The organism is Streptomyces hiroshimensis (assembly GCF_014650335.1).
GTDB lineage: Bacteria > Actinomycetota > Actinomycetes > Streptomycetales > Streptomycetaceae > Streptomyces > Streptomyces hiroshimensis.
Window position 1 is genome coordinate 523,459 of record NZ_BMUT01000001.1, and the last position, 24,614, is coordinate 548,072.

A 24,614-nucleotide genomic window follows, 5' to 3' on the forward strand; every position below is an offset into this window, starting at 1 on the left:
CGTCCACGATGAGGGCGCGCCGGGGGAGCGAATGCGGAAGCGGGCGGCTGCGCCCTCCGTGCGCCGCGCGGCGCCGAGGGGCGCGAGGGCGCACGCGCCCGTCGTGCGCTAGCGCTCAGGTACGGGTTCTACGGTTCTACGAGTTCTGTGGGTTCGACGGGTTCGACGGGTTCGACGGGTTCTACGGGTTCGCTCTCGCGGACCGCGTCGATGTCCGGGCCGTGCGGGGTGTCCGCCTCGCGCTCGATCATGATCTCCACCAGGACGGGGCGGGAGGTTGCGGCGGCCTCCTTGCGCGCCCACTCGATCGCCGGCCGGATCTCCGCGGGGTCCGCCACCCGCCGCCCCGAACAGCCGTAAGCCTCCATCAGCTTGACGTGGTCCGTGCCCGTCTCGTCGTAGTGGATGTCCACCTGGTAGTTCATGCCGTAGCCGGCGGAGGCCTGGCGGATCAGGCCCAAGTAGGCGTTGTTCAGCATGATCAGCACGAACGGGACGTCGTACTGGGCCGCCACGGCGAGCTCCTCCACCGTGAACTGGAAGCCGTAGTCGCCGACCACGCCGACGACCTCCTCCGCGCCCCTGCCCATGCCCTGCAGCGCCTTCTTGACGCCGATCGCGGCCGGCACCTCCCAGCCGAGCGGGCCCGCCTGCCCGCAGACCTGGTAGTGGCGCGGCCGGTGGGCCTTCTGATGCTGACCGCCCCAGATCTGGTACAGGCCGATGGCCGTGACGAACCACGTGTCCTCGCCGAAGATCTCGTTGATCTCCTTGTAGACGCGCGGTGCCTTCACGGGGACGGCGGTGAAGTCCTCGCGGCGCGTGAGTGTGCGCTTCAGCTCCCGGCAGCGCGCGGCCCAGGCGGTGCGCTGTGCGCGGTGCCCGGCACCGACGTGTCCGGCACCGACTTGTCCGGTACCGGCCCTTCGGCGGGCCTTCGCGGCGGCGAGCAGGGCGGTGAGGAACAGCTTCGCGTCGGAGACGACGCCCAGGTCCGGCTCGAAGACCCTGCCGAGCTGGGAGGGGTCGATGTCGACGTGGACGAAGGCCCGCCGCCCCCGGTAGACGGACAGGTCCGCGCCCGTGTGCCGGTCGCCGAAGCGGGCGCCGACGGCCAGGACGAAGTCCGACTCCAGGAACGAGGCGTTGGCGTACCGCTGCGAGGTCTGGATGCCGGTGGTGCCCATGTGGAGCGGGTGGTCGTCCTCGACGGCTCCCTTGCCCATGAGCGTCACCTGGAACGGCACCCCCAGGTGCTCCACCAGCTCCCGCAGTTCGCCCGCCGCGCCGGAGAGGATCACCCCGCCGCCGGCCAGGACGAGCGGCCGCTCGGCGGCCAGGAGCAGGTCGAGCGCGGCCTCCACGCGCGGCGGGTGCGGCGCGACGACGGGCACCGGCAGACGGGTGTCCAGCGCCGGGTCGTAGCGGATCTCGCGGCGGGCGACGTCGACGGGGATGTCGATCAGTACGGGCCCGGGGCGCCCCTCGCGTGCGGTGCGGAACGCCTCCCGGAACGCCCACGGGATCTGCGCCGCCTCCTTGATCTGCACGGCCCGCTTGGTGACCGGCCGGACGATCTCCACGATGTCGACGGCCTGGAACGCCTCCTGGTGGAGCTTGGCGGAGACCGCCTGCCCGGTGATGCACACCATCGGGACGGAGTCGGCGAACGCGGTGTACAAGCCGGTGACGAAGTTGGTGCCGCCCGGGCCCGAGGTGGCGATGGCGACGCCGGGCCTGCCGTTGGTCCGCGCCCAGCCGTCGGCCATGTGCGTGGCCCCGGCCTCGTGACGGACGATCAGGTGCTCGATGCCGCCCACGGCTTCGAGCGCCTGGTACAGCGGCAGAATCGCGGCGCCAGGGCAGCCGAAGGCGACGTCCACGCCCTCGTCCTTGAGGATGTGGACGGCGGCGTGCATGGCGGGCATCGTCGTCATCGCCGCGCCCTCCCGGCCCTGGCCCCGGCTCCGGCCTTGTCCCCGGCTCCGGAGGGCCGCTCGATGCCCGAGAGCCGCTCGACGCCGCGCAGCAGCGCCGAGTGGTCGAGCCCGCCGTCGCCCTGGGCGCGCGCCGCGGCGACCAGGCTCGCCACGAGGGCGCCCACCGGGACGGCGGCGCCGACCGCGCGGGCGGCGTCCGTGACGATGCCCATGTCCTTGTGGTGCAGATCGATCCGGAAGCCCGGGGGATAGTGCCGGGAGAGGAAGTTGTGCCGTTTGCGGCTGAGCACGGCGGAGCCGGCGAGCCCGCCGCCGAGTACGTCCAGCGCGGCCTCCAGGTTCACGCCGGACTTCTCCAGGAAGACCACGGCCTCGGCGCACGCCTGGATGTTCGCGGCCACGATCAGCTGGTTGGCGGCCTTGACGGTCTGTCCCGCCCCGTGGGGGCCGCACAGCACGACCGTCGTGCCGAGGGCCCGGAAGAGCGGCAGGGCCCGCTCGAAGTCGGCCTGCTCCCCGCCGGCCATGATCGACAGCACGCCCTCGACGGCCCCGGCCTCGCCGCCGGAGACGGGCGCGTCCAGGACGCGGATGCCCTTGCGGGCGGCCGCCTCCGCGAGTCCGACGGAGGTCCGGGGAGTGACGGACGACATGTCGATGAACAGGGTGCCGGGCGCGGCGTGGGCGAGGACGCCGTCCGCGCCGTGCGCCACGGCTTCCACCTCCGGTGAGGCGGGGAGCATGGTGACGACGACGTCGGCGCCGCGGACGGCCGCCGCGACGGAAGGGGCGGGCGTGCCGCCCGCGGCCGCCAGCCGGTCGAGGCCGGCCTGTTCGAGGGTGTGACCGGTGACGGCGTACCCGGCCTTGAGCAGGTTCGAGGCCATGGGCAACCCCATGATCCCGAGACCGATCCACGCGATGCGGGGAAGGGGCGGGGCAGGGGGCGGAAGAGGGGACATCGGGGATCCTTTCACTCGAACGAGGCTGATTCCTCAGGGCGCAAGGGACCAAGACGGGATGGAAGCCCCGAACCCGTCAGGGCCCTGCCTACGCCGGTGCGTCCTGCTCGGTGCCGGGTACTTCGCCGGGGTGCTGCATCCGCCGGGGCGCCTTTTCCGGGTCCGGGCACTTCCTTCCGCCGCGACGGCGGGAAACCCCGACGGTGGATTCCGGCGGTGCCGAACGAGCTCTCCCGGTCGGGCTCGTCACGCCACGGCCTACGCCGGGGCGTCCTGCCCGGGCCCGGGCACTTCCTTCCGCCGCTACGGCGAGAAACCCCCACCGCGGATCCCGGCGGTGCCGGACCCGCCGTCAGTGCAACCCCTCCATCCAGCCGAAGGCACCCCCGCTGGGCCCGGACGGGCGGTACTCCAGTCCCACCCACCCGCCGTACCCGGCCTGTTCGAGCCGCTTGAGCAGCGCGGGGACGTCCAACGTCCCCGTGCCCGGTTCGCCCCGCCCCGGCGCGTCCGCCAGCTGGACGTGGCCCGTGTGCGTACCCCCGTAGGCGGACACGACCGCGGCCGGGTCCTCGCCTGCCATCGCCGCGTGGTAGAGGTCCATCAGGTACCTGGCGTTGCCGAGCCCGGAGGCCTCGTTGACGCGGTCCGCCAGCTCCACGGCGCGCGCCGAGCGGGTGACCGGGTACGCGGGGGATTCCACGGGGTTGAGTGCCTCGATCAGGAGCGTCGCACCCACCCGGCCCGCCGCCCGCGCGGCCAGCACGAGGTTCTCCAGGGCGAGCGCGTCCTGTTCCCCGGGCCCGGCGCCCGCGACGCGGTTGCCGTACAGGGCGTTGAGCGCCGTGCACCCCACCGAGGCCGCGAAGTCCGCCGCGACGGCGGCGTTGGCGCGGAAGCGGCCGGATTCCGCCCCCGGAAGCGAGAGCGCTCCCCGGTCGGGCCCGGGCAGCCGCCCGGCGTAGAAGTTCAGGCAGACCAGTTGCGTACCGGCGTCCTCCAGCGCCCCGCGCAGCGCGTCGAGTTCGCGGGCCTCCGGCGTGGGCGTCGCGGGCCAGGGCCACCACAGCTCGACGGCGCGGAAGCCTGCCGCGGCAGCGGCCGCCGGCCGCTCCAGGAGCGGCAGTTCGGTGAACAGCATCGAGAGATTGACGGCGAAGCGGTGCCGGGGAGGGGGCATCCCGCCCACCTCCTTCCGTATCGCGGAAATGGAATTCTGCTTTACGGAATCCTGCTGTCGTTCCCGCCCCCTGTCAAGGCGGGTAGGTTGGCCACCGTGCGATTGCGAGTGGAGTTCACGACCGAACCGTTCGACCTCGACCGGGTGCCGCCCCACGCCGAGGCCGCCCGGGAGGCCCTGCAGGGCGCCGGCCTCGACGCCGTGGACGTCGGCCCCTTCGGGAACACCGCGGAGGGCGGCGGCTCCGCCGTCCTCGCCGCCGTCCAGCAGGTGTTGAACACCTCGCTGCAGGCCGGCGCCACCCGGGTGTCGCTGCAGGTCAGCGTGGTCGACGAGGAGGGGGCGCCGTGACCGGGGAGGCGGCCGCGCACCCGCTCCGCGCGGCGGTCGCGCCGCTGGTCGACGCCATGGGCGGGGAGATGGTCGAGCCCGAACAGGCCGCGGCCGACGACGTGATGCTGTCCTGGGAGGGCCGCGAGGTCGTCGCCGTACGCCTGCCGCGCCTGTCGGCCTCGCTCGACCACATCCTGGCCGACCTGGAGCGCCGCCACGGCAGACCCCTGGCCGAACTCGACCGCAGGACCAAGCAGTCGGTGGTGCGCACGCTGGAGGAGCGCGGCGCCTTCTCCTTGCGGCACGGCGTGGAGACCGTCGCCGCGGCGCTCGGCGTCAGCCGCTTCACGGTCTACAACTACCTGAACCGCGAGGCCGGTTCCGGGGCCTCCCGCTAGGGCCGCCGACCTGGCGGGACCCCCTGCGAGCCCACCCGCGGGACCGCCCGCGGCCGCCGCCCGTACCCGCCGGTACGGTAGGAACTCCCTGAGGCCCCGAGGGAGGTCCGAGCCGTGTCCCCCGACGCCACGTGGAGCATCGGAGAGCTCGCCGAGCGCGCGGGCGTCACCGTCAAGGCCGTCCGCTTCTACTCCGACCGCGGCCTGCTGCCCGAGGCCGGCCGCAGCGGCGGCGGCCACCGCCGGTACGGCCCCGAGGCGCTCGACCGGCTCCGCCTGATCCGCTCCCTGCGCACGCTCGACGTGCCGGTCCCTGACGTCGGCCGGGTCCTGGAGCGGGACGACGCGCTGGAGGACGTCGTCGCGGGCAGGCTGCGGGAGATCGGCTCGCAGTTGACGGCCCTGCGCTGGCGGGACGCCGCCCTCCGGCTGCTCCAGGACTGCACCCCGGCGGAGCGCGCCGAGCGGCTGGGCCTGATCGGCGCCGTGTCCACCCCGCCCAGTACGGCGGCCCTCGCGAGCTTCTGGCGGCGCTGGCTGCCCCCGCGGCTCCCGGCCCGGCTGGTCTCCGCGATCGTCGAGGAGGCGGTGCCGCAGCCGCCCGACGACCCGACTCCGGCCCAGGTCCTCGCCTTCGCCCGGCTGCACGCCTTCACTTCCGGTCCCTGCACGGGCGAGGACCGCGACCGCGGTCAGCCCGAGGTCCACCGGCCCGGCAAGGACTACCGCCCCGCCGTGCTCTACGACGGTCTCCGCGAGGCCTTCGCGCTGGCGGCGCCGGACCTGCGGGCGCTGCGGCCGCCGCACCCGGGCGAGGCGCTCGACTGCTTCGTCTCCGCCCACGCCCGCGCCCGCGGCGTACGGGACACCGCCGCCTTCCGCCGCCGGCTCGGCGTCCAACTCGCCGCGGAACCCCGCATCGACCACTACTGGGAGCTCGTCGCCGAACTGACCTCGCCGCCGTCCGGCCCGCCGGAGCCGACCCCCGGCGCCGCGCACGACTGGCTGTGCGCCGCTCTGGACGCCTCGGCCCCTTCGGCTGCCCGGTCCTGACGGCGGCCGCCGGAGCCGAGTTCTTCAACAAACTGTTGACGCGGCGTTCCGTGGGGCGTTAGCTATGCGCAGCCCGACAGCCATGCGCAGCCCGTCCCCACCACGGAGGCGCCCGTGTCTTCGAGTTCGACTCCGGGACTCACCCGGTTCAACGCGGCCGACCCCGGCGCGGCCCGCTCCGCCCTCCACGCGATCTGCGCCGGCGGTTCCTGGGCGGAGGCGGTCCTCGGCCGGCGCCCCTATCCCACCGCCGAGGCGCTCTACGCCGCGAGCGACGCCGCGACGGCCGCGCTGACCGTGACCGGGCTGGCCGAGGCCATGGCGGCGCACCCGCCGATCGGACGCCCGAAGCCGGGCGATCCGGCCTCCGCCCGCGAGCAGCGCGGTATGGCGCAGGCCCCTCCCGGCCTCCGTGCCGAGATGCTGGAACTCAACCTGGCCTACCAGCGCAAGTTCGGGCACGTCTTCCTGATCTGCGCCACCGGCCTCGACGCCGCGCACCTGCTCGACGCGATCCGTCACCGCATCGGCAACACGCCGGAACGCGAGCGCGAGGCGGTGCGGGAGGAACTCGGCAAGATCAACCGCATCCGGCTGGCCCGGCTGCTGGAGGACCCGGCCGGCCCGTACGCCTCCGCGCAGGAAGGAGCCCGCCCATGAGCGGCCCCGCACCGGACGCCACGGCGCCGGACTCCACCGCCCCGGCCGACACCGCGCCGGACGCCACCGCATCGGTCGCCTCCGTGTCGACGCACGTCCTGGACACGGCCGCCGGCCGCCCCGCCGCGGGCGTCGCCGTCGAGCTGTCCACACGGAGCGGCGGCGACGCCGACGGGCCCTGGTCGGTGTGCGGCTCCTCCGTGACGGACGCGGACGGGCGCTGCCGGGGACTCCCGCCGCCTCCGGAGGGTGCGACCCACGTACGGCTCCGGTTCGACGTGGGGCCGTACGCCGCCCGGGGGCCCGCCGGGCAGGGGGCGTTCTTCCCGGAGGTGGCGGTGGTCTTCGCCGTCGCTCCGGGCGAGCACCACCACGTACCGCTGCTGCTCAGTCCGTTCGGCTATTCCGTGTACCGAGGGAGCTAGCACACGATGCCCACCGTTCTCGGCCAGAACCAGTACGGCAAAGCCGAAACCCGCGTCGTGCGGGTCACCCGCGACGGGCCCGTCCACCACATCAGGGACCTCAACGTCTCCATCGCCCTCTCCGGTGCCATGGACGACGTCCACCTCTCCGGCTCCAACGCCCGCGTCCTGCCGACGGACACCACCAAGAACACCGTGTTCGCCTTCGCCAAGGAACACGGCATAGCGTCGGCCGAGGAGTTCGCCGTACGGCTGGCGCGCCACTTCGTCACCGGCCAGGAGGCGATCGGCACCGCCCGGATCCGTATCGAGGAGTACGCCTGGGACCGGATACCGGTGCCCGGCCCGGGCGGGCACTCCTTCGTCCGCCGCGGCCGGGAGACGCGCACCGCGCAGGTCACCTTCGACTCCGGCGGCGCGGCGGGCGAGCGCTGGCAGATCCTCTCCGGCCTCAAGGGCCTCGTGGTCATGAACACCACCGACTCCGAGTTCCACGGCTACGTCAAGGACCGCTACACCACCCTCCCCGAGACCCGCGACCGGATCCTCGCCACCGAGGTCAACGCCTGCTGGCGGCACGTCCGGGACGGCGAGGGCGGCGGGGGCGAGGAGGGCAAGGCCGGGTGGGACGAGCGTTACGAGCGGACGCGCGGCCACCTGCTGGCCGCCTTCGCCGAGACGTACTCCCTCTCCCTCCAGCAGACCCTCTACGCCATGGGCTCCCGGGTGATCGAACAGACGCCGGGCATCGACGAGATACGCCTCTCGCTCCCCAACAAGCACCACTTCCTGGCCGACCTCCGGCCGTTCGGGCTCGACAACGACAACGAGGTGTACTTCGCGGCCGACCGCCCGTACGGCCTCATCGAGGCCACCGTCCTGCGCGACGGCGCGACGGCGGCCGTCCCGGTGGACCTGACGAACCTTCCGTGAACCGACAGCGAGGAATCACCGTGGCCGCACCCCCCGCATCCCCCGCAGGCACCGCCACCGCCGCCACCGCCGCCGACGGTGCCGAGCGCATCGTCATCGAGAACTGCGCGATCGCCACCGTCGACCCCGACGACACCGAACACGCCTCGGGCCACGTCGTCGTCGCCGGCAACCGCATCGAATCCGTGGGCCCCGGGCCCGCGCCCGAGGGCCTGGCCGGCGTCGTCCGCCGCGTCGACGGCACCGGCCATCTGGCCACCCCCGGCCTGGTCAACACCCACCATCACTTCTACCAGTGGCTCACCCGCGGCCTCGCCCAGGACTGCAACCTCTTCGACTGGCTCGTCGCCCTCTACCCCACCTGGGCCCGCATCGACGAGCCCATGGTGTACGCGGCCGCGCGCGGCTCCCTCGCCATGATGGTCCGCGGCGGCGTCACGACCGCGGCGGATCACCACTACGTCTTTCCCCGGGGCGCGGGCGACCTCCTCGGCGCCGAGATCCGCGCCGCGCGCGAGATGGGCGTCCGCTTCCACCCCACGCGCGGCTCGATGGACCTCGGGAAGTCCGACGGCGGGCTGCCGCCGGACTTCGCCGTCGAGACCACCGAGGCCGCGCTCGCCGCCACCGAGGAGGCCGTCGACACCCACCACGACCCGGCCTTCGACTCCATGCTGCGCATCGGCGTCGCGCCCTGCTCCCCCTTCTCCGTCACCACCGAGCTGCTGCGCGAGGCCGCCGTGCTGGCCCGCCGCAAGGGCGTGCGGCTGCACACGCACGGCTCCGAGACCGTCGAGGAGGAGCAGTACTGCAAGGAGAAGTTCGGCATGGGCCCGACGGACTACTTCGAGTCCACGGGCTGGCTCGGCGACGACGTGTGGATGGCCCACTGCATCCACATGGACGACTCCGACATCGCGGCCTTCGCCCGCACCGGTACGGGTGTCGCGCACTGCCCCTCCTCCAACGCCCGGATCGCGGCCGGCACCGCGCGCGTGCCCGACCTCCTGCGGGCCGGGGTCCCCGTCGGCCTCGGCGTCGACGGCACCGCCTCCAACGAGTCCGGCGAGCTGCACACCGAGCTGCGCAACGCCCTGCTCGTCCACCGGCTCGCCGGCGGGGAGCAGGCGCTGAAGGTCCGTCAGGCCCTGCGGCTCGGCACGTACGGCGGTGCGCAGGTCCTCGGCCGGACGGACGGCATCGGCTCGCTGGAACCCGGCAAGCTGGCCGACCTGGTGCTGTGGAAGCTCGACGGGCTCGGCCATTCGAGCATCGCCGACCCGGTCGCCGCGCTCGTCCTCGGCGCCCCCGCGCCCGTCACCCTCTCCCTGATCAACGGCCGGCCCGTGGTCGAGAACGGCCGGCTCGTCACCGCCGACGAGGACGACGTGGCCCGCGGGGCGCGCGACGAGGCGCGCCGCCTGGCCCGTATCGCCGCCGCCACCTGAACCCCCGGCCGAGGGGGACGGCCCTCGGCCGGGCCCTTCGCCGCGGGCGGCGGATCAGCGGGCTCGGGCGGGCCCGCGTCCTTTCTTCCGCCGCGACGGCGATCGGCCGTCGCGGCGGATTCAAGGTCGGTCAATGCTAAGGAGGCACGTCGTGGCCCTGGACGAAGCCGAGGGCACCCGCACCGAGGGTGCCGTTCACCCGGTCGACGAGGTGCTCCGGCCGGGGCGGCTGCTTGCCGGAGGGCTGCAGCACGTCGCCGCGAGCTATGCAGGCGTCGTCGCCCCGCCCCTGGTGCTCGGCGCGTACCTCGGGCTCCCCCCGCTCCAGACCACCTTCCTCGTCGGCGCCGCCCTCTTCACGGCGGGCATCGCGACCCTGCTGCAGACCATCGGGTTCTGGAAGGTCGGGGCGCGGATGCCCTTCGTCAACGGGGTCTCGTTCGCGGGCGTCGCGCCGATGATCGCCGTGGCGGACACCCAGGCCGACAAGAGGGACGCCCTCCCGGTCATCTTCGGCGCCGTGATGGTGGCCGGAGCCCTGGGCTTCGTCCTGGCCCCCTGGTTCTGCAAGCTCGTCCGCTTCTTCCCGCCGCTGGTGAGCGGCACCGTCATCACCCTCATAGGCCTGACCCTGCTGCCGGTGGCCTTCGGCTGGATCCAGGGCGGCGACCCGGGCCGGCCGGCCTCGGTGACCGGGCTCGGCCTGGCCGCGGCCACCCTCGTGATCGTCCTCGTGCTGCGCCGCGTGCTGAGGGGATTCCTGCGGCAGATCGCGATCCTGCTGGGACTGGCGGCGGGCACCCTGATCGCCGTACCGGCGGGGGCCGTCGACTTCGGGCCGGCCGCACACGCCCGCCTCGTCGGCTTCCCGTCCCCCTTCCACTTCGGGCCCCCGCAGTTCACGCTCTCCGCGATCGTCTCGATGTGCGTGCTCATGCTGGTCTGCATGACGGAGAGCACCGCCGACATGCTCGCGCTCGGCCAGGTCGTCGGCCGCCCGGCGGACGAGCGGACCATCGCGCGCGGCCTGCGCGCGGACACCCTCGGCACCGCCGTCAGCCCGGTCTTCAACGGCTTCGCCAACAGCGCGTTCGCGCAGAACATCGGCCTGGTGGCGATCACCCGCGTGCGCAGCCGCTTCGTCGTCGCCGCGTGCGGGGCGATGTTCGTCCTGCTCGGCCTGAGCCCCGCCTTCGCCTCGCTGATCGCGGTCGTGCCGCGGCCGGTGCTCGGCGGGGCGGGCATCGTGCTGTTCGGCACGGTCGCCGCCAGCGGCATCCAGGTCCTGCTCGGCGCCGGCCTCGACAAGGGCGACAACCTGCTGGTGGCGGCCGCCTCGCTGGGCATCGGCACGATACCGGTGGTCTCGCGGACGTTCTACGACGGCGCAGGCGTCCCCGAGACGCTGCGGACGCTCCTGGACTCGGGGGTCAGCGCGGGCTGCCTGACCGCCGTCGTGCTCAACCTCGCGTTCAACCACCTGGGCAGGCGGCGACGTGACGAGGCGTCGCCGGGAACGTCACCGGATCCGTCGCCCGTGCGTGGCGACTAGGGGCTCGCTCCGCACTTCGCGACAATAAGGTCAAAGTGACCACCCTCAGTGCGGAGAGGGGTTCCGTCGTGGACGCGGAAGCCGAGGACGCAGCACCCGGCGGGCCCGAGGTACCCGGCGGGCCCGAAGCGCCGGGCAGGCCGCGCCGCCGCTTCGTCTTCCCCAGCGCCCTGACCGTCCTCGCGGCCGTGACGATCGCCGTCTGGATCCTGACCTTCGTCATCCCCGCCGGCACCTACAAGCGCAACGCCGACGGCCGCCCCCTGCAGGGCACCTACCACCGCGAAGCGGCACCCGGCGGCTTCGTCCACCGGCTCGGCGACCTCTTCCTCGCCCCCGTCAACGGCCTCTACGGCATCCGCGACACCGCCACCGGCGAGGTGGCCCCCGACGCGGTCGGCGCGCTCTACGGCAGCGCCGGCGTCTTCCTCTTCGTCCTCGCGATCGGCGCGTTCATCACCGTCGTCTTCGCCACCGGCGCCCTCGACCGCGGCATCGAACGCCTCGCCCACCGGCTGCGCACCCGCGGCGCCCTGCTGATCGCCGGCGTCATGACCGTCTTCTCGCTGCTCGGCACCGTCGAGGGCTTCGCCGAGGAGACCCTCGGCTTCTACGGGCTGATCGTGCCCCTCATGCTCGCGCTCGGCTACGACCGGATGGTCGCCACCGGCACGATCATCCTCGGCGCGGGCGTCGGCGTCCTCGCCTCGACCGTCAACCCCTTCGCCACGGGCGTGGCCTCCTCGGCCGCCGACATCTCGCTGGGCGACGGCATCGCCCTGCGCTTCGCCATGTGGATCGTCCTCACGGCCGTCACCATCGGCTACGTCCTGCGCTACGCGCACCGGGTGCGCACCGCCCCGGACCGCTCCCTGACGGGTTTCCTGCCGGGGGACCGCGAGATGGCGGAGGAGGCCGCCGCCGAGCCACCGGAGCTGACGAGGCTTCAGAAGCTCGTGCTCGTGGCGGTGACCCTGGTCTTCGCCTTCATGATCTTCTCGGTGATCCCCTGGGCGAGCGCCCTCACCGGCAAGGCCGACGCCACCCCGTACGGCTGGGAGCTGGGCTGGTCCTTCGCCCAGCTGGCGGCGCTGTTCATCGTCGCCGCCGTGCTGATCGGGCTGCTGGCCCGGCTGGGCGAGCAGCGGCTGAGCGCCACGATCGTGCAGGGCGCGGCCGACTTCATCGCCCCCGCCCTGGTCATCGTCCTCGCCCGCGGCGTCACCGTGGTGATGACGAACGCGAAGATCATCGACACGGTGCTGCACGCCGTCGAGAGCACCGTATCCGGCACGCCCGCCGTGGTCTTCGCGGTCCTCGTCTACGTCATCAACCTCCCGCTGGCCTTCCTCATCCCCTCGACCTCCGGCCACGCCACCCTCGCCATGCCCGTCCTCGCCCCGCTCGCCGACTTCGCGGGCGTCCCGCGCTCCGTGGTGGTCACGGCCTGGCAGTCGGCGAGCGGCGTGATGAACCTGTGGGTGCCGACGACCGCCGTCGTCATGGGCGGGGTGGCGCTGGCGAAGATCGGCTACGACAAGTACTTGCGCTTCGTCTGGCCGCTGCTGGTGCTCCTGTCGGTGCTGATCTGCGGATTCGTGGCGCTGGGCGCCGTGATGTGAGGCTTCATACGAGGCTTCGTGCGAGGCCTCGTATGAGGCCTCAGTCCAGCAGCTCGTACGCGGGCAGGGTGAGGAACTCCGCGTAGTCCTCGTCCAGGGCGACCTTCAGCAGCAGATCGTGGGCCTGCTGCCACCGGCCGGCCGCGAACGCCTCCTCGCCCTCCCCCTCGCGGATCGCGGCGAGCTCCTCGGCGGCGACGGCGCGGACGAGCTCCGCGGTGACCTTCTCGCCGTTGTCGAGGACGACGCCGCCGGCGGTCCACTGCCAGATCTGCGAGCGGGAGATCTCGGCGGTGGCCGCGTCCTCCATCAGGTTGAAGATGGCGACGGCGCCCACGCCGCGCAGCCACGCCTCGATGTAGCGCGTGCCGACGGCCGCGGCGTTGCGCAGGCCCGCGAAGGTCGGGCGGGCCTCGAGCGAGTCCACGGCGATGAGCTGATCGGCCGTCACGCGTACGTCCTCGCGCAGCCGGTCCTTCTGGTGCGGGCGGTCGCCGAGGACCGCGTCGAAGGAGGCGCGGGCGACGGGCACGAGGTCGGGGTGGGCGACCCACGAGCCGTCGAAGCCGTCCCGCGCCTCGCGGTCCTTGTCGGCCCGGACCTTCCCGAACGCGGCCTCGTTGACCGCCGGGTCCTTGCGCGAGGGGATGAACGCGGCCATCCCGCCGATCGCGTGCGCGCCGCGCCGGTGGCACGTGCGCACCAGGAGGTCGGTGTAGGCGCGCATGAAGGGGGCCGTCATCGTCACGGCGTTGCGGTCGGGCAGCACGAACCGGGCGCCGCCGTCGCGGAAGTTCTTGATGAGGGAGAAGAGGTAGTCCCAGCGGCCGGCGTTGAGGCCCGAGGCGTGGTCGCGCAGTTCGTAGAGGATCTCCTCCATCTCGTACGCGGCGGTGATCGTCTCGATCAGCACGGTGGCGCGGACGGTCCCCCGCGGCAGGCCCGCGTACTCCTGGGCGAAGACGAAGACGTCGTTCCAGAGGCGGGCTTCCAGGTGCGACTCGGTCTTGGGGAGGTAGAAGTACGGGCCCTTGCCGAGGCCGATCAGGCGGTGGGCGTTGTGGAAGAAGTACAGGCCGAAGTCGACCAGGGCGCCGGGGACCGGGCGGCCGCCGACGGTGACGTGACGCTCGTCCAGATGCCAGCCGCGGGGGCGTACGACGACGGTCGCGAGCTCATCGGCGGGCCGCAGTGCGTACGCCTTGCCCCGGGCGTCGGTGAAGTCGATGCGCCGCTCGAAGGCGTCGATCAAGTTGAGCTGACCCAGGACGACGTTCTCCCACGTGGGCGCGGAGGCGTCCTCGAAGTCCGCGAGCCACACGCGGGCGCCGGAGTTGAGGGCGTTGACCGTCATCTTGCGGTCCGTCGGGCCGGTGATCTCCACCCGGCGGTCCTCCAGGGCGGGCGGGGCGGGGGCGACGCGCCAGGACGGATCCTCACGGACCGCGCGGGTGCCGGGGAGGAAGTCGAGCGTGCCGGTGCGGGCGATCTCGGCGCGGCGCGCGGCCCGGAGAGCGAGGAGCTCGTCGCGGCGGGGGGTGAAGCGGCGGTGCAGCTCGGCGACGAAGGTGAGCGCAGGCTCGGTGAGGACCTCCTCCTGCCGCTCCAGGGGCCGGGCGGTGACGGTGGCCGGCGAGGACGGAGCCGGTGCGGACATGAGTGGTCACTCCCTCGGCGAGGACGGCACGGGGTGCCGCGTGGACGGTGTGATTCCGGAGGCTAGTTTCCTCATGGTGGAAGTTCAATGGGGCGGTGGCATCGGATGCCGGGCGCGGCCGGGGAGTCCGCGGGACCCGGGGAGCCCGGCCTCCAGCAGCGCCAGATCATCCGGGGTGTCGATGTCCTCCGGCCCCGCGACGTCCGAGCACTCCACGAGCCTCACCGCCGCGGCGTGCTCGCGCAGGTACGCGCGGGCGCCGCGGTCGCCGGTGGCCGCACGTGCCACGCCCTGCCAGTGCGGGCGGGCGAACAGCACGGGGTGACCGCGTTCGCCGTCGTACGAGGCCGCGGCGAGCTGTGCGCCGTCGCGGTACGCGGTGAGCACGCGGGACACGGCCGCGGGGCCGACGCGCGGCTGATCGACGAGGGTGACGAGCACGGCCCCGGCGTCCGTGGCGGCGACCGCCGCGAGACCCGCCCGCAGCGAGGAGCCCATGCCGTCCGGCCAGCCGGGGTTGTCCACCAAGGTGCAGTGGGTGAGGCCGGCGTGTACGCGCACCTCCGCGGCCGCCGCGCCCAGCACCACGTACACCGGTGCGCAGCCGCCGTCGTGCAGGGTTTGTGCCGCGTGCTCCACGAGGGGGCGGCCGCGCAGGCCGAGCAGGGCCTTGGGGCGGCCGCCCAGGCGGCGTCCGCCGCCCGCGGCGAGCAGCAGCCCGGCGACCGGGGGTGGGGTGGGTGTCATGGCCCCTGCATATCGCATCGCTGACGGCGATGCGACGGGCGACCGCCCATCACCCGTGCGTGCGACCTCCGGACTCCATTTCGCTGTGCGTATGGCGCGGTGTACGGAAAGTGGCGTTAACTGATCCGCGCGAGCGCGTGGGAGGGGGCTGTCGTGGCGGAAGGCGCCGTAGTGGCCGGGGATCCGAGGGTGAGCGAGCTGCGGGACGCGGTCTCCCGGCTCCGCCGTGCGCTCGCGGGCCACCCCGCGCCGTTACCCGACCGCGATGTCGCGGAGGACGAACTGGCGGCGCTCGACGCGATGGCCCGCGCCGGGGACCCCGAAATCTCGCGCCTGCGACGCTCGCTGCTGCTGGTCGCGGGGGCGGTGGGCTCGGTGAGCGCGCTCTCGCCGGCACTGACGGAAGTCCGCCACGCGGTGGACGCCTTCGCACCACCCCCCGCTCCACGCGAGGGCACGTAGCACCAAGCGGCACGCCCGGCCAATCCGGCCGTTTCGGCGGCGCCGTGCCACGGTCGGCGTGGCACCGCCGGGCTCGTGCGTGGCGGTTGCTCGCCGCTGCGGCGGGGGTGGATGGCCGGTGCGGTGCTTTGGCTGCAGCCTGCCGCTTCAGATGCCGAGGTGCGGCAAGTCTCCTCCGCCGCGACGGCGATCGGCCACCGTCGGCCGTTTCGGCGGTGCCGTGCCGCCGTTGGCCTGGCACCCGCCGGGCTCGCGTGTGGTGGTTGCTCGCCGTGGCGGCGGGATGGGGTGGCTGGTGCGGTGCTTGGCTGCAGCCTGGTGTTTGAGGTGCCGAGACGCGGCAAGTCTTTCCCGCCGCGACGGCGATCGGCCACCGCCGGCCGTTTCGGCGGTGCCGTGCAGCCGTTGGCCTGGCACCCGCCGGACTCGTGCGTGGTGGTTGCTCGCCGCTGCGGCGGGGGTGGATGGCCGGTGCGGTGCTTTGGCTGCAGCCTGCCGCTTCAGATGCCGAGGTGCGGCAAGTCTCCTCCGCCGCGACGGTGATCGGCCACCGTCGGCCGTTTCGGCGGTGCCGTGCTGCCGTCGGTGTGGCACCGCCGGGCTCGTGTGTGGTGGTTGCTCGCCGTGGCGGCGGGATGGGGTGGCCGGTGCGAGCCGCTCGGCCGTGGTCGGCCGTTTCAGGTGCCGGGCGCGGCACCGCTGCGCTGTGCCATGGCGGTTGCGAGGTGTGGCGGCGGGGTGGGGTGGCCGGTGTGGTGCTTGGCGCTGCAGCCTGGTGTTTGGGGTGCCGAGGTGCGGCAAGTCTTTTCCGCCGCGACGGCGATCGGCTACAGGCGGCCGTTTCGGCGGTGCCGTGCTGCAGCAGCCCGTCGTCGGTAGCCCGTCGGTTCAGGTGCCGGCGCGCAGCGCCCCCGCCGCGGTGGCGCTCAGCCACCGTCAACCGGGCCGGCCCAGCCGCACCGCACCGCACCGGCGCCCGCCGGGCACGCGTATCAAGCGAGCCCGGCACTCGCTCCGGCGAGGTCCGTCGACAGCGCCGCCGCGACCTCCTTCAGGAGGGGGACGATGCGCTCCGTCGCCGCGTCCGTGACGCGGCCCGCCGGGCCGGAGATGGAGATGGCCGCCGCCGTGGGGGAGTCCGGCACGGGCACCGCCAGGCACCGCACGCCGATCTCCTGCTCGTTGTCGTCCACGGCGAAGCCGTTCTCGCGGACGCGCTCGAGCGCCTCCAGGAAGCCCTCGGGCGTGGTGATGGTCTTCTCGGTGGCGGCCGGCATCCCCGTGCGGGCGAGGATCGAGCGCACCTCGTCGTCGGGGCTCTGCGCCAGCAGCGCCTTGCCCACGCCGGTGGTGTGCGGCAGCACGCGCCGCCCGACCTCGGTGAACATCCGCACCGAGTGCCGCGAGGGCACCTGCGCGACGTAGACGACCTCGTCGCCGTCGAGCAGCGCCATGTTCGCCGTCTCGCCGGTCTCCTCGACCAGCCGCGCCAGGTGGGGGCGCGCCCAGGTGCCGAGCAGCCGGGAGGCGCTCTCGCCGAGCCGGATGAGCCGCGGCCCGAGCGCGTACCGCCGGTTCGGCTGCTGGCGGACGTATCCGCAGGCCACGAGCGTGCGCATAAGCCGGTGGATGGTCGGCAGCGGCAGCCCGCTGCTCGTGGCCAGCTCGCTCAGCCCGACCTCGCCGCCCGCGTCGGCCATCCGCTCCAGCAGGTCGAAGGCGCGCTCCAGGGACTGGACGCCTCCGCTGGGGGCGGGGGTTCGGGGCTCGGCGGACGGGGGCACGGCAGGTCCTTTCGGGTACGGGGTGGGAGCAGCCTACCGGGCTCGCACGCCCCCACCCCGCCCCCGGAGGTCTTGACGGCCGCGGGGAGCGACAGAAGACTGCCCCCACCGTCGTTCAACAGAACGTTGAATTTCCGGGAGGGGACGTGGCCGGCGTGTCCACGGAGGACCTGGTGCTGCGCTCGACGCGCGTCGTCACGCCGGAGGGCACCCGCCCGGCCTCGGTCGCCGTCACGGGCGGCACGATCACCGCGGTCCGCCCGTACGAGGCGCAGCCGCCCCCGGGGGCCGCCGTGGCGGACCTGGGCGACGACGCCCTGCTCCCCGGCCTCGTGGACACCCACGTGCACGTGAACGACCCGGGCCGCACGGCCTGGGAGGGCTTCCGGACGGCCACGCGCGCCGCCGCGGCCGGCGGCGTCACCACGCTCATCGACATGCCGCTCAACAGCATCCCGCCCACCACCACCGTCGCCCACCTGCGGGTCAAGCAGGACGTGGCGCGCCCCAGGGCCCACGTGGACGTCGGCTTCTGGGGCGGCGCCCTCCCCGGGAACACGGCCGACCTGCGCCCCCTGCACGACGCGGGCGTCTTCGGCTTCAAGGCGTTCCTGTCGCCGTCGGGCGTCGAGGAGTTCCCGGCCCTCGGCCCCGGCGACCTGGAGGCGGTCGCGGCGCGCGTCGCCGAGCTGGACGGCCTGCTGATCGTGCACGCCGAGGACCCCGCCCAACTGGAGCGCGCCCCGCAGCGCGGCGGCCCGCGCTACGCCGACTTCCTCGCCTCCCGCCCCCGCGCCGCCGAGAACGAGGCCATAGCCCGTCTCGTCTCCGTCTCCCGCCGCCTGGGCACCCGCGTGCACATCCTGCACCTGTCGTCCTCCGACGCCCTCCCGGCGATCGCCGCGGCGAAGGCGGAGGGCATTGCGGTCACCGCCGAGACCTGCCCGCACTTCCTGACGCTGACGGCCGAGGAAGTCCCGGACGGCGCCACCGAGTTCAAGTGCTGCCCGCCCATCCGCGAGGCCGCCAACCAGGACGCCCTGTGGGCGGCCCTGGCCGACGGGACGATCGACTGCGTCGTCTCCGACCACTCGCCGTGCACCACCGACCTCAAGGTCCCCGACTTCGGCACCGCCTGGGGCGGCATCGCGTCCCTGCAGCTCGGCCTCCCCGCCGTCTGGACCGCGGCCCGCCGCCGCGGGCACACCCTCGGCGACGTCGCCCGCTGGATGTCCGCCGGCCCCGCCGCCCTGGCGGGCCTGCACCGCAAGGGAGCCGTCGAGCCGGGCCGCGACGCCGACTTCACGGTCCTCGCCCCCGAGGCCGCCTTCACCGTCGACCCGGGCACGCTCCACCACCGCAACCACGTCACCGCCTACGCCGGGAAGACCCTCCACGGCGTCGTGCGGTCCACCTGGCTGCGCGGCCGCAGGATCGCCCACGACGGCGCCCTCGCCGAGCCCGCCGGCCTCCTCCTCGAAAGGCAGCGCAGCGCATGACGAGCACACCGGACGGCAGCCCCGGCATACCCTCTTTCGTGGGCGGCGCCGCACCGTACGCGGGCGGGAACCCGTACGCCGACTACCGCGCCGCGGACCTCCCCTTCACCTCCCTGCCCGACCTCGCCGACCGCCGCCTCGGCGGGAGCGTCGTGGCCGCCAACGACGAGTTCTTCGCCGACCGCGAGAACCTCCTCACCCCCGCCCCCGCGCACTTCGACCCCGCCCTCTTCGGCCACAAGGGCAAGGTCATGGACGGCTGGGAGACCCGCCGCCGGCGCGGGCCGGACGCCGCTCACCCGCATCCCGCCGACGGCGACCACGACTGGGCGCTGATCCGCCTGGGCGCACCCGGCGTGATCCGCGGCGTCGTCGTCGACACCGCCCACTTCCGCGGCAACCACCCGCAGGCGGTGTCCGTCGAGGCCGCCCGCCTCCCGGGCACGCCCTCGCCGGGCGAACTCCTCGCCGACGACGTCAAGTGGACGGTCCTCGTGCCCCGTACGCCCGTCGGCGGCCACGCGGCCAACGGCTTCGCCGTCCGCTCAGAGGAGCGCTTCACCCACCTGAGACTGTGCCAGTACCCCGACGGCGGCATCGCCCGGCTGCGGGTGCACGGCGAGGTGCGGCCCGACCCGGCCTGGCTCGCCGCCCTCGGTACCTTCGACCTCGCCGCGCTGGAGAACGGCGGCCGCCCCGAGGACGCCTCGGACCGCTTCTACTCGCCCCCGCTCAACACCGTCCTGCCGGGCCGCTCGCGGAAGATGGACGACGGCTGGGAGACGCGCCGCCGCCGCGACCGGGGACATGACTGGGTCCGCTACCGCCTCACCGGGCAGGCCGTGCTGCGCGCCGTCGAGATCGACACCGGCTGCTACAAGGGCAATGCCGCGGGCTGGGCGGAGGTGTCCGTCCTCGACGCCGCCGGAGGCGCCGATCCGGCCGACCGCACCACCGGCTGGACGGTGGTCGTGCCCCGCACGCGCCTCCAGCCCGACGCCGTGCACCGGTTCCCCCTGACGGGTGCCCCGGTGGCGACCCACGTGCGCGTGGACATCCACCCGGACGGGGGCGTGGCACGGCTGCGCGTCCACGGCTCGCTGACGGAGACGGGGGCGAGGGGCCTGCACGGGGAGGGCCTCACCGAGGCCGGCTCATGACAGGCCGGCCCACGACAGCGGACGCCTCATGACAGCGGGCGGCTCATGAACAGGGCGGTCTCGCCCTCCGAGGCCGTGCCCCGGTAGAGGGACGTGTCCAGTCCGCACAGCGCGAAGCCCATGCGGCGGTAGGCCCGTACGGCCGGAGCGTTGACGTTCGTGACCTCCAGCCAGGCGGTACGGGCGCCCCGTTCCCGGCCGTGGTCCAGAGCCCGCTCCATGAGGCCGGGGCCGACGCCGCGGCCGCGGTGCCCGGGCGCCACCCTGATGTCGGCGATCACCAGCCGGTCGTTCCACGCCGAGTGGGTGAGGGTGACGGCACCGCACAGGACCTCCCCGTCGAGGGCGACGATGACATGGGCCTCCTCGCCCTCGTCCTCGTCGTCCTCGGGCGGGTAGACCTTGCGCAGGGGCGGGTCGACGGGCGTCTCGCGCAGCCGGAACCCTTCGCCGGACGCGCTGACTTCCAGGACGGTCGGCGTCGTGAAGGAGTTGTCGATCGCTGCGGCCGCGGCGTGCTCACCGGGGCGTGCGGGGCGGTAGACGACGGTTGCGGGCTGTGCGGCTGCAGGCATGATCGCACCGTACAGCGCATGCATTCACCGTACAGCGAGTCCGTCCCAGAACATCAACTCGTAGGCCTGGAGCAGCCGTCCGTAGCGGTGTGCGAGCGGCTCGGACAGCCGTCCGCTCGCCAGGCCGGCCGCCACGGCTTCGGCGGACCGCTCCTCCTCCTCGGGCCCGGGACCGGCGAAGTAGTCGAAGAAGCCGCACGCGGGGTTGTCGAAGCCGTAGTGCTCGCGCAGGGCCGATCCGACGGCGGCGCAGTAGCCGCCCCACGCCGCGAAATTGGCGGTCAGGGCGACCACGGCGTCCACGGGCTCGGCGTTGAGCGCGAGCCAGGCCACGTACGACGGGTAGGCCTGGCAGGCGGGGCGCGGCTCGTGGGCGCGCACGGCCTCCTCGTCCAGCCCGCACGCGGTCGCCAGCGGCCCGAGCAGGCTCCGGGCCAGGTCCTCCCCGAGGGTGAGGGACTCGAAGAACCGCGCCACGGCGGGCTCCTCGGCCGCACGCCCGGCGAGGTGCGCGAAGCTGTGCCGGTCGCCGGCGATGACGTGGTGCTGCTCCAGGGTGAACGCGGTGATCACCTCGCGCGGGGCCTCCCCGGCGGCGATCAGCGGGACGAGCCGGTTGGCGCCCTCTCCGGGAGCAAGCCCCTGCACCGCATCCGCCAGTACCTCCTGGGCCGTACGGGTCATCGCTCCGCCTTCCTGTCCCGGGACGGTCCGCGTGCTGCCTCCCGCGATCGTAGTCCGGGGGCATGCCGTCCGCAGGCGGCGCGCGGTACGCCTCACCCGGGCGGGAGAGCCGGCCTCACCCCCCGGCGAGATAGAAGAGGAGGAAGAGGAAGGCGGCGAAGAAGTGGACGGCGACGAGGTAGATGACCACCCGCACGGTCATCCCCATGGGCGCGCGGTCCTCCTCGTCCATGCGCTTGCCTGTGTCTGCGTTCGCGTTTGCGTCTGTGCCTGCGTTGGCGACTGCTTCTGTGTCGGTGTCGGTCACGGCATTCCCCTCCGGGTGGGCGCGGCGCCTCCGAGGCACAGCTCGGTCGCGCCGCTCTGCAGCAGCGTGTGCATGAACAGCAGGTCGGCCCCGCCGCGCGACGCCGCGGCGATGCGGTGCGGGGTGAGCGAGTCGAAGTGGGCGGCGTCGCCGGGGTCCAGCAGGTGGGTGCTCCCGCCGAGCGTGAGGCGCAGCCGGCCGCTCGTGACGTACAGCCACTCCTCGCCCGGATGGACGCGTACCAGCTCGGCCTGGCCGCCCGCCTCCGGCGGTACGTGCAGGCGCAGGGCCTGCATGGCGCGGCCCGAGCCGCCGGCCCGCCAGTACGTCCAGCCCCCGGCCTGCTGCGGCTCCATGTGGCTCGCGCGCACGATGGGGTCGCGCTCCGGAGCCGCCTCGCCCAGCAGGTCGGATACCGTGGTGCCGTAGGTGCGGGCGAGGGCCAGCAGCATCGGCAGCGACGGCGTCCGCCGGCCGGTCTCCAGCCGGGACAGGTGGGCGGGGGAGAGGCCGACGCGGGCGGCGGCGGCCTCCAGGGTCAGCCCACTGCGGGTGCGCAGGTCACGCAGGCGCGGGGCTACGGTGGGCAGGTCGGCCGCGGGCTCGTCGGGCAGCGGTGTCATGCTTCCGGTATAGGACCGCCCCTGCCCTAAAGGCAAAAGTTTTGCCTGTGAGGCAAAAGCCGCGGCATGGAGGCAAAGGTTCCGTCTGGCTGGATCGCGCCCCCGGTTAACTCCTGGGAAACAGTCGGCGTTGTCATTGACATGACATCAGCTACGCGCGTCATGCTGGCCTCATGAAGGCAACCCCCCATCGCAATCTGCGCTCTTCGCGCTTCGCCCGCACGGCCGTTCTCGCCGCGCTGGCCTCGGCCCTGTTCGCCGGCGGCACCGCCGTCGCCGCGCCGCTCACCGCTCCGGCGGCCCCCGTGGCCGTCACCGCCCAGGCCCCGGCCGCCGTGAAGGCCGTCGGCGACATCTGCAAGTCGGCCCTGCCCTCCCAGGCCGACGACACGCTGCGTCTGATCGACGCGGGCGGCCCGTTCCCGTACCCCAAGGACGGCACCGTCTTCTCCAACCGCGAGGGCGTGCTGCCCAAGCAGACCTCGGGCTACTACCACGAGTACACGGTCAAGACCCCCGGCTCGCCCGACCGCGGCGCCCGCCGCATCGTCGCCGGCCAGGGGGACCACGAGGACTACTACACCGGCGACCACTACGCGACGTTCAACCGCGTCGACTTCACCTGCTGACCGATCGTCACGTAGGCGCCATCCAAACGTAAGCGCCATCCGAGCGGATTCCGCTCACCAACCGTCTCCTCACGCTCAAAAACGAGTTGTTCCGGTCACCGGGCAGCCGACCGACGTGTGAGGAGACACCGGCCCTTGTCCAGAACCCGGCCCGCGGGGTGCCGAGCCCGCCTCGGCACCCTCGCCCTCGCCGCCGTGGCCACCGCCTGCCTCGCCCTCACCCCGCAGCGGCCGCCCGCGGCACCCGCCGCACCCGGCGCCCCCGGGGCCCCCGATCTCGGCCCGGGCGTCCACGTCTTCGACCCGTCGATGCCCCGGCAGCGGATCCAGCGCACGCTGGACGAGGTCTTCCGGCGCCAGGAGAGCGCCCAGTTCGGGCCCGGCCGCGAGGCGCTGCTGTTCAAGCCGGGCACCTACGACGTGGACGTCAACGTCGGCTTCTACACGCAGGTGGCGGGCCTGGGCCTGCGGCCCGACGACGTCACCGTCAGGGGCGCGGTGCACGCCGAGGCCGACTGGTTCAAGGGCAACGCGACGCAGAACTTCTGGCGCGCCGCCGAGAACCTCTCCGTCACCCCCGCCTCCGGCGCCGACCGCTGGGCCGTCTCCCAGGCCGCCCCGTACCGCCGCATGCACCTGCGCGGCGACCTCCGCCTGGACGACGGCGGCTGGTCGAGCGGCGGATTCACCGCCGACTCGCTGATCGACGGGAAGGTCCTCTCCGGAACCCAGCAGCAGTGGCTCACGCGCAACAGCGAGCTCCGCGGCGGCTGGACCGGCGCCACCTGGAACATGGTGTTCGCCGGGGTGCGGGGCGCCCCGCCGACGACCTTCCCCGACCCGCCCCGCACCAGCGTCGGGCGCACCCCCGTCGTCCGCGAGAAGCCCTTCCTGTACGTCGGCCGGACGGGCGACTACCGCGTCTTCGTCCCCGCCCTGCGCCGGGCCGCCCGGGGCACCACCTGGTCCGGCAGGGCGGCCGGGCCGGGCGCCTCCCGCCCGCTCGGCCGCTTCTTCGTCGTCCGGCCGGGCACCGGCGCCGCCCGCATCAACGAGGCGCTCGCGCAGGGCAGGGACCTGCTGATCACGCCCGGCGTCCACCACCTCGACCGGCCCCTGCACGTCACCCGCCCCGGCACCGTCGTCCTCGGCCTGGGGCTCGCCACGCTCGTGCCGGACCGGGGCACCGCCGCCCTGACGGTCGCCGACGTCGACGGCGTCCGCATCGCGGGCCTGCTCGTCGACGCGGGGCGCGCGGCCTCGCCGGCGCTGATGGAGATCGGCCCGCCCGGCGCCCGGGGCCGCCACGCCGCCGACCCCGTCTCGCTGCACGACGTCTTCTTCCGCATCGGCGGCGCCGGTCCCGGACGGGCCGTCAGGAGCCTGGTGGTGCACAGCTCGGACGTGATCGGCGACAACCTGTGGCTGTGGCGCGCCGACCACGGCAGCGGCGTCGGATGGACCGTCAACACCGCGGCCGAAGGGCTGGTCGTCGACGGCACGGACGTCACGATGTACGGCCTGTTCGTGGAGCACTACCAGCGGACCCAGACGCTGTGGAACGGCGACGGCGGCCGCACGTACTTCTTCCAGAACGAGCTGCCCTACGACCCGCCCGGCCGCGCCGCCTGGAGCGACGGCCCGGCCACGGGCTACCCCGCCTACCGGGTCGCCCCCTCCGTGACCCGTCACGAGGCCTGGGGCCTGGGCAGCTACTGTCACTTCACGGCCGCGCCCGGGCTCGCGGCCGACCGCGCCTTCGCGGCGCCCCGGCGGCCCGGCGTGCGCTTCCACAGCCTCGTCGCCGTCTCGCTCGGCGGCGACTGCACGCTGCGTCACGTCATCGGTGACGCCGGGGGGCCGGCCGGCGCCGGGGCCAGGGTCGCCACCCTCCGCTCCTGGCCGGGTGGCGAACGGCTGTCCGAAAAACGCCCTTGAGTCGATCACTCTCCGCAATCCATGATGATCTTCCGGAGCGAGG

General features: G+C 73.9%; 24 protein-coding genes. 14 read left to right on the forward strand and 10 right to left on the reverse strand.

Annotation, left to right across the window (positions count from 1 at the left end; genetic code table 11):
• Positions 1 to 128 precede the first annotated feature (128 nt).
• The 3 genes from gcl to IE241_RS02020 all read right to left on the reverse strand — a co-directional run bounded on the left by gcl (position 129) and on the right by IE241_RS02020 (position 4,082).
• Positions 129 to 1,937 (reverse strand): glyoxylate carboligase, encoded by a 1,809-nt coding sequence (gcl, locus tag IE241_RS02010; RefSeq protein WP_190019804.1) that lies wholly within the window; start codon positions 1,935 to 1,937, stop codon positions 129 to 131.
• A complete protein-coding gene (locus IE241_RS02015) occupies positions 1,934 to 2,902 on the reverse strand; it encodes a 2-hydroxy-3-oxopropionate reductase (RefSeq protein WP_190019805.1) in 969 nt (322 codons plus the stop codon). Before IE241_RS02015 ends, gcl begins: the two co-directional genes overlap by 4 nt.
• A gap of 352 nt (positions 2,903 to 3,254) precedes the next feature.
• The gene (locus tag IE241_RS02020; RefSeq protein ID WP_190019806.1) at positions 3,255 to 4,082 is read right to left on the reverse strand and encodes a TIM barrel protein; all 828 of its coding nucleotides are present in this window, start codon (positions 4,080 to 4,082) and stop codon (positions 3,255 to 3,257) included.
• Between the two features lie 96 nt (positions 4,083 to 4,178).
• Here IE241_RS02020 and IE241_RS02025 point away from each other — a divergent pair, with 96 nt between their 5' ends.
• The 9 genes from IE241_RS02025 to IE241_RS02065 all read left to right on the forward strand — a co-directional run bounded on the left by IE241_RS02025 (position 4,179) and on the right by IE241_RS02065 (position 12,506).
• Complete coding sequence (locus IE241_RS02025; protein ID WP_190019807.1) at positions 4,179 to 4,433, forward strand: hypothetical protein; 255 nt, start codon at positions 4,179 to 4,181, stop codon at positions 4,431 to 4,433.
• Positions 4,430 to 4,813: a helix-turn-helix domain-containing protein gene (locus tag IE241_RS02030; RefSeq protein WP_373300541.1), complete on the forward strand. Its 384-nt coding sequence runs from the start codon at positions 4,430 to 4,432 to the stop codon at positions 4,811 to 4,813. Before IE241_RS02025 ends, IE241_RS02030 begins: the two co-directional genes overlap by 4 nt.
• A gap of 114 nt (positions 4,814 to 4,927) precedes the next feature.
• Positions 4,928 to 5,866 carry a helix-turn-helix domain-containing protein gene (locus IE241_RS02035; RefSeq protein WP_190019808.1) on the forward strand — a complete coding sequence of 313 codons (939 nt, stop codon included), beginning with the start codon at positions 4,928 to 4,930 and terminating at the stop codon, positions 5,864 to 5,866.
• Positions 5,867 to 5,980: 114 nt separating this feature from the next.
• A complete protein-coding gene (gene uraD, locus IE241_RS02040) occupies positions 5,981 to 6,526 on the forward strand; it encodes a 2-oxo-4-hydroxy-4-carboxy-5-ureidoimidazoline decarboxylase (protein ID WP_190019809.1) in 546 nt (181 codons plus the stop codon).
• Positions 6,523 to 6,951 carry a hydroxyisourate hydrolase gene (gene uraH, locus IE241_RS02045; protein ID WP_190019810.1) on the forward strand — a complete coding sequence of 143 codons (429 nt, stop codon included), beginning with the start codon at positions 6,523 to 6,525 and terminating at the stop codon, positions 6,949 to 6,951. Before uraD ends, uraH begins: the two co-directional genes overlap by 4 nt.
• Positions 6,952 to 6,957: 6 nt before the next feature.
• A complete protein-coding gene (pucL, locus tag IE241_RS02050; protein WP_190019811.1) occupies positions 6,958 to 7,884 on the forward strand; it encodes a factor-independent urate hydroxylase in 927 nt (308 codons plus the stop codon).
• An 89-nt stretch (positions 7,885 to 7,973) separates the two neighbouring features.
• Positions 7,974 to 9,332: an 8-oxoguanine deaminase gene (locus IE241_RS02055; RefSeq protein ID WP_229898787.1), complete on the forward strand. Its 1,359-nt coding sequence runs from the start codon at positions 7,974 to 7,976 to the stop codon at positions 9,330 to 9,332.
• Positions 9,333 to 9,465: 133 nt separating this feature from the next.
• Positions 9,466 to 10,884 carry a nucleobase:cation symporter-2 family protein gene (locus IE241_RS02060; protein WP_190019813.1) on the forward strand — a complete coding sequence of 473 codons (1,419 nt, stop codon included), beginning with the start codon at positions 9,466 to 9,468 and terminating at the stop codon, positions 10,882 to 10,884.
• 170 nt (positions 10,885 to 11,054) lie between these two features.
• Complete coding sequence (locus tag IE241_RS02065; protein WP_229898789.1) at positions 11,055 to 12,506, forward strand: YfcC family protein; 1,452 nt, start codon at positions 11,055 to 11,057, stop codon at positions 12,504 to 12,506.
• A 40-nt stretch (positions 12,507 to 12,546) separates the two neighbouring features.
• Here IE241_RS02065 and aceB read toward each other — a convergent pair whose 3' ends face one another.
• Both aceB and IE241_RS02075 read right to left on the reverse strand, forming a co-directional pair.
• Entirely contained in the window at positions 12,547 to 14,163 is a 1,617-nt protein-coding gene (aceB, locus tag IE241_RS02070; RefSeq protein WP_190019814.1) for a malate synthase A, read from the reverse strand.
• 84 nt (positions 14,164 to 14,247) lie between these two features.
• Complete coding sequence (locus IE241_RS02075) at positions 14,248 to 14,910, reverse strand: nucleotidyltransferase family protein (RefSeq protein WP_190019815.1); 663 nt, start codon at positions 14,908 to 14,910, stop codon at positions 14,248 to 14,250.
• Positions 14,911 to 15,099: 189 nt separating this feature from the next.
• Between IE241_RS02075 and IE241_RS02080 the strand changes: the two genes are divergently transcribed.
• Positions 15,100 to 15,372: a DUF5955 family protein gene (locus IE241_RS02080; protein WP_229898682.1), complete on the forward strand. Its 273-nt coding sequence runs from the start codon at positions 15,100 to 15,102 to the stop codon at positions 15,370 to 15,372.
• Between the two features lie 992 nt (positions 15,373 to 16,364).
• Here IE241_RS02080 and IE241_RS02085 read toward each other — a convergent pair.
• A complete protein-coding gene (locus IE241_RS02085; RefSeq protein ID WP_190019817.1) occupies positions 16,365 to 17,156 on the reverse strand; it encodes an IclR family transcriptional regulator in 792 nt (263 codons plus the stop codon).
• A gap of 155 nt (positions 17,157 to 17,311) precedes the next feature.
• Here IE241_RS02085 and allB point away from each other — a divergent pair, with 155 nt between their 5' ends.
• Positions 17,312 to 18,655 (forward strand): allantoinase AllB, encoded by a 1,344-nt coding sequence (gene allB / locus IE241_RS02090; RefSeq protein WP_190020403.1) that lies wholly within the window; start codon positions 17,312 to 17,314, stop codon positions 18,653 to 18,655.
• The gene (gene alc / locus IE241_RS02095; protein WP_190019818.1) at positions 18,652 to 19,815 is read left to right on the forward strand and encodes an allantoicase; all 1,164 of its coding nucleotides are present in this window, start codon (positions 18,652 to 18,654) and stop codon (positions 19,813 to 19,815) included. The genes allB and alc overlap by 4 nt, the downstream gene beginning before the upstream one ends.
• A 26-nt stretch (positions 19,816 to 19,841) precedes the next feature.
• Here the strand turns inward: alc and IE241_RS02100 are convergent, their stop codons facing one another.
• The 4 genes from IE241_RS02100 to IE241_RS02115 form a co-directional block, all read right to left on the reverse strand.
• Positions 19,842 to 20,390 (reverse strand): GNAT family N-acetyltransferase, encoded by a 549-nt coding sequence (locus tag IE241_RS02100; protein WP_190019819.1) that lies wholly within the window; start codon positions 20,388 to 20,390, stop codon positions 19,842 to 19,844.
• A 24-nt stretch (positions 20,391 to 20,414) separates the two neighbouring features.
• Positions 20,415 to 21,074, reverse strand: a complete 660-nt coding sequence (locus IE241_RS02105; protein WP_190019820.1) for a thiaminase II/PqqC family protein — start codon at positions 21,072 to 21,074, stop codon at positions 20,415 to 20,417.
• 115 nt (positions 21,075 to 21,189) lie between these two features.
• Positions 21,190 to 21,306 (reverse strand): DUF6126 family protein, encoded by a 117-nt coding sequence (locus IE241_RS33950; RefSeq protein WP_229898683.1) that lies wholly within the window; start codon positions 21,304 to 21,306, stop codon positions 21,190 to 21,192.
• Positions 21,307 to 21,377: 71 nt separating this feature from the next.
• A complete protein-coding gene (locus tag IE241_RS02115; RefSeq protein ID WP_190019822.1) occupies positions 21,378 to 22,004 on the reverse strand; it encodes a helix-turn-helix domain-containing protein in 627 nt (208 codons plus the stop codon).
• Between the two features lie 173 nt (positions 22,005 to 22,177).
• On the opposite strand from IE241_RS02115, the gene IE241_RS02120 reads away from it, so the two are divergent.
• A complete protein-coding gene (locus tag IE241_RS02120) occupies positions 22,178 to 22,633 on the forward strand; it encodes a guanyl-specific ribonuclease (RefSeq protein ID WP_190019823.1) in 456 nt (151 codons plus the stop codon).
• 135 nt (positions 22,634 to 22,768) lie between these two features.
• Positions 22,769 to 24,571 carry a pectate lyase-like domain-containing protein gene (locus IE241_RS02125; RefSeq protein ID WP_190019824.1) on the forward strand — a complete coding sequence of 601 codons (1,803 nt, stop codon included), beginning with the start codon at positions 22,769 to 22,771 and terminating at the stop codon, positions 24,569 to 24,571.
• The last annotated feature ends 43 nt before the right edge of the window (positions 24,572 to 24,614 follow it).

Excerpts from the sequence above, each read along its gene's own strand:
- gcl (WP_190019804.1), bottom strand. The coding sequence starts at position 1,937 with ATGACGACGATGCCCGCCATGCACGCCGCCGTCCACATCCTCAAGGAC.
- IE241_RS02060 (WP_190019813.1), top strand. The coding sequence starts at position 9,466 with ATGCTAAGGAGGCACGTCGTGGCCCTGGACGAAGCCGAGGGCACCCGC.
- IE241_RS02100 (WP_190019819.1), bottom strand. The coding sequence starts at position 20,390 with ATGCCTGCAGCCGCACAGCCCGCAACCGTCGTCTACCGCCCCGCACGC.
- IE241_RS02115 (WP_190019822.1), bottom strand. The coding sequence starts at position 22,004 with ATGACACCGCTGCCCGACGAGCCCGCGGCCGACCTGCCCACCGTAGCC.
- IE241_RS33950 (WP_229898683.1), bottom strand. The coding sequence starts at position 21,306 with ATGGACGAGGAGGACCGCGCGCCCATGGGGATGACCGTGCGGGTGGTC.
- IE241_RS02020 (WP_190019806.1), bottom strand. The coding sequence starts at position 4,082 with ATGCCCCCTCCCCGGCACCGCTTCGCCGTCAATCTCTCGATGCTGTTC.
- IE241_RS02105 (WP_190019820.1), bottom strand. The coding sequence starts at position 21,074 with ATGACCCGTACGGCCCAGGAGGTACTGGCGGATGCGGTGCAGGGGCTT.
- alc (WP_190019818.1), top strand. The coding sequence starts at position 18,652 with ATGACGAGCACACCGGACGGCAGCCCCGGCATACCCTCTTTCGTGGGC.
- IE241_RS02120 (WP_190019823.1), top strand. The coding sequence starts at position 22,178 with ATGAAGGCAACCCCCCATCGCAATCTGCGCTCTTCGCGCTTCGCCCGC.
- uraH (WP_190019810.1), top strand. The coding sequence starts at position 6,523 with ATGAGCGGCCCCGCACCGGACGCCACGGCGCCGGACTCCACCGCCCCG.
- aceB (WP_190019814.1), bottom strand. The coding sequence starts at position 14,163 with ATGTCCGCACCGGCTCCGTCCTCGCCGGCCACCGTCACCGCCCGGCCC.
- IE241_RS02075 (WP_190019815.1), bottom strand. The coding sequence starts at position 14,910 with ATGACACCCACCCCACCCCCGGTCGCCGGGCTGCTGCTCGCCGCGGGC.
- pucL (WP_190019811.1), top strand. The coding sequence starts at position 6,958 with ATGCCCACCGTTCTCGGCCAGAACCAGTACGGCAAAGCCGAAACCCGC.
- IE241_RS02015 (WP_190019805.1), bottom strand. The coding sequence starts at position 2,902 with ATGTCCCCTCTTCCGCCCCCTGCCCCGCCCCTTCCCCGCATCGCGTGG.